Source organism: Undibacterium sp. TC9W (genome assembly GCF_049339865.1).
Lineage (GTDB): Bacteria > Pseudomonadota > Gammaproteobacteria > Burkholderiales > Burkholderiaceae_D > Undibacterium.
Genome location: NZ_JBMPPJ010000031.1, coordinates 58,618 through 68,778, shown reverse-complemented (window position 1 = coordinate 68,778; position 10,161 = coordinate 58,618). Strand labels below are relative to the sequence as shown.

At 51.4% G+C, this 10,161-nt stretch carries 6 protein-coding genes; 4 read left to right on the top strand and 2 right to left on the bottom strand.

From position 1 onward, the window contains the following. Positions 1 to 186: 186 nt before the first annotated feature. Both ACO0LN_RS27605 and ACO0LN_RS27600 read right to left on the bottom strand, forming a co-directional pair. Positions 187 to 459: a type II toxin-antitoxin system RelE/ParE family toxin gene (locus tag ACO0LN_RS27605; protein WP_422979503.1), complete on the bottom strand. Its 273-nt coding sequence runs from the start codon at positions 457 to 459 to the stop codon at positions 187 to 189. Beyond that, positions 456 to 917: a hypothetical protein gene (locus ACO0LN_RS27600; RefSeq protein WP_422979501.1), complete on the bottom strand. Its 462-nt coding sequence runs from the start codon at positions 915 to 917 to the stop codon at positions 456 to 458. Before ACO0LN_RS27600 ends, ACO0LN_RS27605 begins: the two co-directional genes overlap by 4 nt. A gap of 820 nt (positions 918 to 1,737) precedes the next feature. On the opposite strand from ACO0LN_RS27600, the gene fusA reads away from it, so the two are divergent. The 4 genes from fusA (at position 1,738) to ACO0LN_RS27580 (ending at position 9,887) form a co-directional block, all read left to right on the top strand. Further along, positions 1,738 to 3,825, top strand: coding sequence for an elongation factor G (gene fusA / locus ACO0LN_RS27595; protein WP_422979499.1), 2,088 nt, complete (start codon positions 1,738 to 1,740; stop codon positions 3,823 to 3,825). A gap of 584 nt (positions 3,826 to 4,409) precedes the next feature. Next, positions 4,410 to 4,901 carry a chemotaxis protein CheW gene (locus ACO0LN_RS27590; RefSeq protein WP_422979497.1) on the top strand — a complete coding sequence of 164 codons (492 nt, stop codon included), beginning with the start codon at positions 4,410 to 4,412 and terminating at the stop codon, positions 4,899 to 4,901. A 96-nt stretch (positions 4,902 to 4,997) separates the two neighbouring features. Continuing rightward, on the top strand, positions 4,998 to 6,677 hold the full coding sequence (locus ACO0LN_RS27585; RefSeq protein ID WP_422979495.1) for a methyl-accepting chemotaxis protein: 1,680 nt from the start codon (positions 4,998 to 5,000) through the stop codon (positions 6,675 to 6,677). Between the two features lie 867 nt (positions 6,678 to 7,544). Next, complete coding sequence (locus tag ACO0LN_RS27580) at positions 7,545 to 9,887, top strand: putative bifunctional diguanylate cyclase/phosphodiesterase (RefSeq protein WP_422979493.1); 2,343 nt, start codon at positions 7,545 to 7,547, stop codon at positions 9,885 to 9,887. The last annotated feature ends 274 nt before the right edge of the window (positions 9,888 to 10,161 follow it).

Sequence of the window (10,161 nt, the reverse complement as noted above, 5' to 3'; positions counted from 1 at the left end):
GACCGATTACATTCAACCTTGAATTACGTCAGTCCAATGCAGTTTGAAAGAAATTGGCTAGCCAGTCAGTCCCGGCAGGCAGCATAATGTGCCCGGCTAAGGGATACGTTAGTTAGGGGCAAGCTCAAAGATTTAAGTGTAATGCGAATTCATTGATGGATTTTTAAGTGTTCTTGAATTTGCAATTCAAGGCCACGCCTGCGCGCTATGCAAAACTCTAAGTATGCTGATGGTGTCGCCCTCAATTGCATACACCATAATGTAGTTGGGATGAACGACTGCTTCACGCGTTTTCTTGACACGGCCAGGTTTGTACATGCGTGGGTTGAGCAAAAGCTGATCTGCCGTGTGTTCGAACGATTCATCAAGATCAATCGCAGCTTGTGGTTTGTCTTCTGCGATGTAGTCCATGATACGTTCGCGATCTGCCAGCGCGAGAGGCTTCCAGATTAGTTTCAAGCTTTATTACCCACGATACGTTGCTTCAATGCGGCGCGCCTAGCTGCAAATTTTTGTTTGACATCTTCGTTTGCAATGCCGGGGGCGGGGTCATCCAGCGAAGCTTGCACCTGCTCGCGAAACCACTTGTCGTAAGCGGCGGCTGCGTGTGCCTGGCGCATGCGCTCTGAGGTGTCTTTCCGAACGCTGGATTTATCTGATACATCGCTGTGTTTGCTGGCGTCGAGCAAATCGACGCGGGTGATATGCAGTTCGGTTTTCAGATAATCCATGCAGCGGTCAAGTGAACGCCACACGCGAGGCTGATCAGTTCTTTGTGCGCCCAGCGGTTTTTCTGTGGCGCCGAATTTCAACATGACGCCCCAGCCACCTGGCTGCCCTATGATGGACGCACCCTGTATGGCAGAGGCATCGACCATGCGCTTGGCCATGGCAGTGTCTATGGTATTGTTGCTCATAAAATACTTTCTGCTTAATGTATTTGATGGCTTAATTATGCATTTCATCTAATAAATATGCAATCAATAGTAGATTAATGTGCGGAAATCATGAGCATTGCGAGTTTTACACAGTGCCGGCAATTTTTGCTACCCCATTTGACAAGCCACAAAAACAGGATTATTCTATAAAAATGAAAACACTGAGCACACTCTTTTTTACCTCCGCCCTCCCGGCATGTCAGACGACATCCCGGGGCCGCTGATGTGTGCCCGTTGAAACTCTGATCAGTTTGAATCAGAAAAAAAAAGGCCCACAAGGGCCTTTTTTGTTTTCTACCACTTTGTTTTTCGGCGCTTAGGTTTTGCCCTTGATATCCAAAACCTCAGCACCATTTTAGTCAGCACTTTGTAGTGTACTTTGAACCAAACACTCTCTCATTGAGGAGCCATATAACATGAAGTCAGCAGATGTAGAACGCGCGCGGGTCCACTGAAATTAGGGTGGTCGCATGGCCCCGCGGCGCTGTCACCAAGACAACCCCACGACCGCTCGCTATCAGAACTCATTTCATCAATAGGGATGAGTGCGAACAAGACGATTTGGGATGCAGTGCAAGGCGTGACGCGTAGCTAAGGCGTCTGCCTTTGCAAGCGGCACAACGCTGCAATGCGCCCAAATCGTCAGTTCCCGGAGGGTTTGCCTCATAACGCGTGCTGGACTGCGTTGGACTCGTTATCAATAGCACCGCTATTGACTGCCTCGTCCGCCTTGCCAGCCCACGTTATGAGACAAACGCATCTCATCCCTATTGATGAAATGAGTTCAGGAAAGACCATCATGACGAACACTGTCCCCCGTGCCGCTTCCAACAAGGCATCTGCTCACTCTGCGCTCAATAATGTGCGTAACAACTGGCGCAACTTTGGCATCATCGCGCACATAGACGCTGGCAAGACCACGCTGTCTGAACGCATCCTGTTTAAAACCGGCGAAATCCACCGCACTGGTGAAGTCCATGAAGGCAATGCTGCCATGGACCATATGGACCTGGAAAAAGAACGTGGTATCACCATTGGTGCAGCGGCGACGCGCTGCGTCTGGAATGGTCATGAATTCACGCTGATTGATACACCTGGCCATATCGATTTTGCGATAGAAGTTGAACGCTCTCTGCGCGTGCTGGATGGTGCCATCACTGTCTTGTCCGGCGTGGCTGGCGTGCAGCCGCAGACCGAATCTGTCTGGCACCAGGCCGAGAAGCATGGTGTGCCCATGATCATCTTCGTCAACAAGATGGACCAGACTGGTGCTGACTTTGCCCGCGTCACAGAACAAGTGCGCAAGCACCTGGGCGCGCGTCCTGTGCCGCTGGCGATACCTGTCGGTGCAGCGGATGAGTTTGGTGGCGTCATCGATGTCTTGCAACAGCGTCTGCTGCAGTGGGATGCCAAGGGCAATATGACGGTGCTGGCTTTGCCCGCAGAACTGCAGGCGCAAGCCCAGGCGGCGTATGCCTATGCTGCCTCGGTCGCAGCAGAAGCGAGTGATGTATTGACGGATGCTTATCTGGCGAACGACACGCTGACCCATGTAGATATCCTGCAAGGTTTGCGTACCCTGACGCTGGCCAGAAAAGCCGTGCCCATGCTGGCCGGTTCTGCGTATAAAAACGCAGGCATAGAACCGCTGCTTGATGCCGTTATCGACTGGCTGCCTGCGCCTGACGACCGCGCTGCGCCCGTTGCTACATTGAACGGTGACAGCGTGACCGTGGCAACTGGCGATGCTGATCCTCTGGCGGCGCTGGTGTTCAAGGTCACGCATGATGAACATGGCTCGCTGGCGTTTGTGCGTATTTATGGTGGCAGTCTGCATGAAGGTGAAACCATCTGGAATGCCAGTCTGGATAGTTCTGTGCGCATAGGCCGTCTGTATGTCGTGCATGCGGATGAACGTACCAGTACCACGCAGTCTGGCGCCGGCAGTATTATCGCCATCGCCAACCTGAAAGACGCGCTGACGGGGCAAACTTTGTCCAGCAAGGCGCAAGCGTGGACGCTGGAAACCATCCATGCAGGTGAGCCCGTGGTGGCGCTGGCAGTTGAGCCAGGCAGTGGCACTGACCGTGCAAAGATGCTGGCTGCACTCGACAAGTTCCGTCGTGAAGATCCGTCTTTGCGCCTGGAAAACAATGTCGAGACTGGCGAGACCATTTTGTGGGGCATGGGTGAATTGCATCTGGACGTGGTGCTCGAACGTGCCCGCCGTGAAGCTGCGGTGGATATACGTGTCGGCGCGCCGCATGTGGCCTACAAGGAAACCATGGGTCTGCCTATGGTCGAAGCAGAAGGCAAGCTGGACAAACAAAACGGCGGCAAAGGCATGTATGCCCGCGTGGTCGTGCGGCTTGAGCTGCTGGATGAAGGTGAGTTTGCCTTTGCCAATGTCGTCAAGGGTGGCGTGATACCAACGGCATTTTTCCCGGCTGTTGAAAAAGGCGTGCAGCAGGCCATGCAACAAGGTCCGCTGGGGCAAAAAGTGACAGGCGTCAAAGTCACTTTGCTCGATGGTGATTTTCATGCCGTCGATAGTAATGAAATGGCCTTTATCATCGCCGCCAAGGAAGCCGTGCTGGCAGGCTTGCGCAAGGCTAAACCAGTCTTGCTCGAACCCGTCATGAAAGTGACCGTCGATGCCCCCGCCATCAACACTGGCGATGTCATCGGTGACTTGCAAAAACGCAGTGGCCGCGTGTTGGGCATCACCGAGAACACAGGCCGTGTTGAAGTGGTGGCTGATGTGCCTTTGACCAGGTTGTTCGGCCATACGAATGACTTGCGTTCTTTGTCGCAAGGCAGGGCGTTTGCCAGTGCTGTCTATGCGCGTCATGCAGCTTGTGACGTGAATGAGGCGTCGTTTGTGTAAGGTCTTATCGTAGTAGCAGGTGATGGGTGGGCTGCAGTCCGCTTTGTCTGTCATCGAATAGAAAAAAGCCAGGGTTAAGGCCCTGGCTTTTTCATGGCTATTTTGATAATTATTGTTAAAATATCTTGTAAATCTAATTTGCTTTTATATACTGATAATAAATCGATTTAATTAGAGTAAATAGTGCAAATCGATTTACGATGTCGTATTGTCTTGTGCACCGTCACAACATAATCTTGGATATTGCTATAAATCAATATGTGGATAATTAAATCCTCCATAATGTGTTTAAATGAAGTTTATTGACGAGTGCATACAGACCTTTTCCCCATCTGTTTGCCTGAGCAAGAATCTGGTTATGCGATGCAGTATGTTTATGGCATAGTAATGAACGCTATATTCAACGCTATATTCAGAGACGTATTTAGCGAATGATGTTTTGCTGAATTGCATCAGGTTTCCGGCCCAAATCCGCCGATTTTGTAAAGCTACAAAAATGCGTCCACAGTACCAGAGCGGTGTGTGGATTTTTAATCGGGCACGATCTTTCGTGAACGGTGATAGCAGCGGATGTGGAGCACAACATGTCAACACCTATTGTCACTCAGGCACACAATACTTCCGATATACCTTGCGAGTTTCTCGCCTTTCGCCTTGGCGGTGAAGAGTATGGTGTAGATATCCAAAAAGTACAGGAACTACGTGGTTACGAGCCCGTCAGCACTATTGCCGGCGCACCTGACTATCTCAAAGGCGTTGTCAATTTGCGTGGCGTCATCATTCCTATTTTTGACATGCGTATCCGCCTCAAGCTGGGTACAGCAAGTTATGACGATACAACCGTCGTCATCATTTTGCATGCATCAAACCGCATGGTGGGTATCGTGGTTGATGGCGTCTCTGACGTGACTACACTCACCCCTGAACAAATCAAACCAGCGCCCAATTTCAACACCGATATCAGTGCTGACTATGTCACTGGTCTTGGCTTGCAAGATGAGCGCATGTTAATCCTGATTAATCTCGATACGTTGTTACTGGACAAAGAATTAGACATTGTTGCTGATAGTTCCTGATGTAAATCGCATTTGAATTTGTATCAGTTTGAGGTCGGAATATTTCCTGCCTTGATATTTCCATGTCGTTGAAATTTTTTGAAGAGGTTTACTCTCATGCGCAACAATCAACCCGTCAGCGGCAAGGAAGTTGAAGTCAAGGATGGCCAATCCATCGTTTCTAAAACTGATCTCCAGGGCAATATCCTGTATTGCAATCCTACCTTCATAGAAATCAGCGGTTTTGAGGAGCATGAGCTGATCGGTTCGCCGCATAATCTTGTGCGCCATCCAGATATGCCTGTGCAGGCCTTTGCAGACCTGTGGGGCTCTGTCAGAGAAGGGCGGCAGTGGGACGGCATGGTCAAGAACCGATGCAAAAATGGCGACCATTATTGGGTGCGCGCCAATGTCACGCCTGTTATCGAGAAAAACCAGGTGGTGGGTTATATGTCAGTCAGGACCAAGCCAAGCCGGGCAGAGATTGCAGATGCTGAAAAACTCTACCAGCGCATGCGTGATGACAAGTCGGGTAGTATGAAATTACGCCATGGACAATTGATCAGCACTGGCCTGTCTGGACGTATTCAACGTGCGCTGGAAATGTCTGGCAGCACCAAGCTGTGGCTGGGCATGCTGGCTATCTTTGCCGTCATCGTGGCTGGCAGTGTGGCGCAATTCATGCGTACTGGTGTGCAGATGTTTGACCTGGCAGCCTTGTGCCTGGCAAGCGTCTTGATTGCGTGGAATACCCTTTCTATTCACCGTGCCTACATCCAGCCGTTGCAACAAGCCATTCTGGCAGCCAGGACCATGGCTGGTGGTGACCTGACGACGCCGGTCCCCAAAGGTGATGACAGCGAAATGGGGCAGTTGATGCAAGCCATGCGGCAGATGAATATCAATCTTGTTTCCATCATTGGTGATGTGCGTACCAATGTCAATTCCATCACCCACGGCAGCAGGGAAATCGCTGATGGCAATCTTGAATTGTCCAACCGCACCGAGTCACAGGCCTCCAGTCTGGAAGAGACTGCTGCCAGCATGGAAGAGTTTGCATCTACCATCAAGCAAAATTCAGACAGCTCAGCGCAGGCGAGCCAGTTGGCAGAAGCAGCTTCCAGGGTCGCGCAGCAAGGTGGCGACATGGTCAACAAGGTAGGGACTACCATGCATGAGATCAGTGACTCGGCCAAGAGTATAGAAAATATTATCAGCCTCATCGATGGCATTGCATTCCAGACCAATATCCTGGCTTTGAATGCTGCTGTGGAAGCCGCTCGGGCAGGTGAACAGGGACGCGGTTTTGCAGTTGTGGCCAGCGAAGTGCGCAATCTGGCCCAGCGTTCTGCTTCAGCCGCCAAAGAGATCAAGACCCTGATAGGCGATTCCATGAGCAAGGTAGGCACCGGCAACAAGCTCGTCGAGGAAGCAGCCAGGACCATGTCACAACTGGTGACATCAGTGCAGAATGTAACCAGCATTATTCATGAGATCAGCAATGCCAGCCGGGAGCAGAGCGACGGCGTCGAGCAAATGAACCAGGCAATTACCCAGATGGATGAACTGACCCAGCAAAATGCAGCCATGGTGGAGGAGGCAGCCGCGTCCGCCAACAGTCTGGCTGAAGAAAGCAAGAACTTGCAGCAGGCGCTCAGCGTCTTCAAACTCAATGAAGCTGGCCTGGCATCTGCTCGCGCAAGGCCGGACAACATTCAACGCGCAAGTTTGAACAAGCCAGCCGGGGCAGAATTTGGCAAGTCTGGAAGAAAGCAATTGCAGTATAAGGCTGCCTGATAATTCAAGTGTGCAGAGTCCATCTGCAGGCCGTGCGCGTAGATGAACCTACCGCTACACGCAGTGTGACACGGTCAGTTTGATCGTGGCTTTATAAGCGATGCTGGCCGCGTCATGGGCATCACTGCAAACACAGGCCGTGTTGAAGTGCTGGCCGATGAGCCTCTGACCCGGCTGTCCGGTCACACGAACGACTTGCGTCCATAGTCGCAGGGCAGGGCGTTTGCCAGTGCTGCCTATGCAAATTAGGCAGCCTGCAATGTGGAAGAGGCGTCGTTTGTGTAGCTTGTGTTGAATGTGAATGATGGGTGGACCGGAGCCTGGTTTGCCAGTTGTCTGCAAGCTTGTATGAAAAAAGCCAGGGCGCGTGCTCTGGCTTTTTCTTTGTCGTGTTTTGTAATGAGTTTAGTTACAAGCGATGTCAGATAAGGGTAATGGTCATTTGCTAGCATTAGGTGTTTCGCCAAATCATTCGCCATAAATTATATAAGCAATTGTTTTTTAGGATTTTTATGCGGCAATTTAATTGAACTACGATACGCCAAACCTGTTTCGTTAGCCTATCTTCAACAGGTAAGCCAGGGATATTGCAGCGCTTGGTGATTCCATAACAAGTCCAACATGTGCATTAGTCACTTGGTATTTTTAATTTCATTCAGCTACAGCTGATTGAAATAGGGTTTGGTGATAACAAATAGTGCTTCTTTTCGTAAAAGTGGGCACTCGCTAGCACCTTACTGGTGCATACTTCCCCAAGAGCTTGCTCAGCATGATCAGACCGGCAAGCTTTGACGCACTAAATATCAACATCTCCGGCAAGTTTTCGTGGAACAAAAATTGCTGCCTGTAAATGATCACCTTGCATTTATGGAAGTGTTTCACGCCATGCATGAACCTGCCTCCCTGGCAATGCTCTTGCCAGAACAACTACATCACTGCGCGGCACCGGCCTTGCAGGCTGTGATCGCGCAAGCTGCCAGCATTGATCTGCTGGAACAGACGGCTGCATTTGGCCGCTGGTGGTATCACCCTGATAGTGATGAAATGGTATTGTCCGTGGCGGCAGCTACGATGCTGGGAGTGGCTCCTGGCTGGCATGCGAGGCTGGAAAGCGGGTTTGCCAAAGTGCTGGTGGATGACATGTTGCAGGCCAATGCCATGCTGCGCAATGCACATGCCAGGCCAGTGCAGATGGAGCATGAATTCCGCATCTTTAATGAAGGCAGTGGTTTGCGCTGGCTGCGTTTGAAGTCCGTGCCGCAAACCATGGCATCGCCCATCTTTGAAGGCATACTGACTGATATCACGGCAGCGAAACATGCTGCCATGCGTGAGCGTCTGAGTTTTGAAACTACCCGGCTGTTTGTTGGTGCAGATTCGATTGATGTCGCTGTCACCAAGGTAATACAACTGGTGTGTGAAAACCTCGGCTGGGACTGGGGTGCCTACTGGACGGTAGAAGCAAACGGCCTGGGTGAGCGCAAGCTGACGCTACAGAATTTCTGGCATGGACAGCAAGAGACGCTGGCTTTGTTTACACAAGACAGCCAGAGCATGCAGGTGCGCCCTGGCACTGGCCTGGTCGGGCAAGTGTGGCAGCAAGGTGAGCCGCGCTGGGTAGAAGGCATGAGTGGTGACGATGATGTCATGCGCAAGAATAGCGCCATGCAATGTGAATTGCGTTCTGGTTATATCTTCCCGGTCGCTTATATTACCGAGGAAGGTTTCCGCCATTGCCCTGGCGTGCTGGAATTTTATAGCCGTCTGACGCGTCAGACTGAAGCACAGCTGCCAACCCTCTCCGCCACTATCGGCGCGCTTATCGCACAGACAGCGCAAAGGCTGGAACAGCAAGAAACTATACGCCTGCTGGCGCAAATCGATGGCCTGACCGAGCTTGCCAACCGCAGCCATTTTTATCAGATACTCGACAGCACCTGCAAACGCAGTGCTGCCAATGGCACTGTATTTGGCCTCATCTTTATCGACCTGGATCGTTTCAAACCCGTTAATGACGCCTTTGGCCACGAGGCTGGCAATGTCGTCCTGCGTGGTTTTTCGCAAAGAATCCAGGCGCTGTCTATCCCTGGCAAACTGGTAGGTCGGCTGGGTGGTGATGAGTTTGCCATCCTCTACCAGCCTGATGGCTCTGCAACACCTTTCAATGAACAGCTCGATAGCCTGGTCAAGCAAGTACTGCATGCAGCGCAACTGCCTTTCATGTTCAATGGACATGAAATTACTGTCTCGGCCAGTATAGGCATCAGCATCTATCCCGACAATGGCCTGACCGGGCCTGAGCTATTGCGTGGTGCAGACACTGCCATGTACCGCATCAAAAAAAGTGGCCGCAATGCAGTCAGCTATTTTGCCAGCAGCACTTCGTATTCGCTGGCCGTGCAACAATCTGACCTGGCCCAGCGCCTGACGATGGAAACCGAATTACATCAGGCCATTACGGATGAAGGCTTGTATCTCGAATACCAGCCCATATTCGCTGGCAACGGCCAGATCCATGCCATAGAGGCCCTGATACGCTGGCGTCGCGCCAATGGTGACATTGTGCGCCCGGACACCTTTATCCCCATTGCCGAAGAAAGCCGCCTCATCATCCAGATCGGTAACTGGGTAGTTCACCGCGCCTGCCATGACCTGGCACGCCTGCACCGGTCAGGCTTTGAGAATTTGAAGGTGCATGTCAACATGGCGGCATCTGAATTCACCTCCAGCAGCTTGCCGGATGAATTGCGTGCCATTGTCGACAAGTCCGGCATCAAGCCCCATCATCTGTGCCTGGAGCTGACAGAAAGCATGCTCATGCACCAGCCAGACCATGTCATCCCCATCATGAGCACGTTACGACGACTGGGCTTTGGTATTAGCCTCGACGATTTTGGCATGGGCTATTCCTCACTCGCCCACTTGAAGAACCTGCCCATTTCTTCGATGAAGATAGACCGCTCCTTCATCAAGGGTCTGCCGCAACAAAGCGAAGACCGCGCCATCGTCCGCACCATCATAGAACTGGGGCGCAACCTGCGTTTGAATGTGATTGCAGAAGGGGTAGAGACGGATACCCAGCTTGCCTTTTTGCGGCAGTTTGGTGATACGCTGATACAGGGTTTTGTGCTGTCCAGACCGCAGCCTGTCGAGGAGTTGATACGGGTGTATGGGAAGGGGCTGGAATTGCCATTGATGGGTAATATTTAGCCGGGTTTGTTAAGTCACTGCTGACAGACAGCCATAGGATCTTGCTTGCGTTAATGGCGAACTTGAGCCTGGGTAAACCCCGTCACCTGCTTATTTGGATGCCTTTTTTATCGTCGTTCCTGTGCAGGCAGGAATCCATCGTATTTATATCCATGCGTTTGAACTTGGCACAAGCCACATTAAAGCCAGATAAGGTTTTATTAATCGCATCCGCATGAACTACAACGTCGCCGTAAAATAGGGCGCATTGCAATGCGCTGCATGGGTTTGTCGC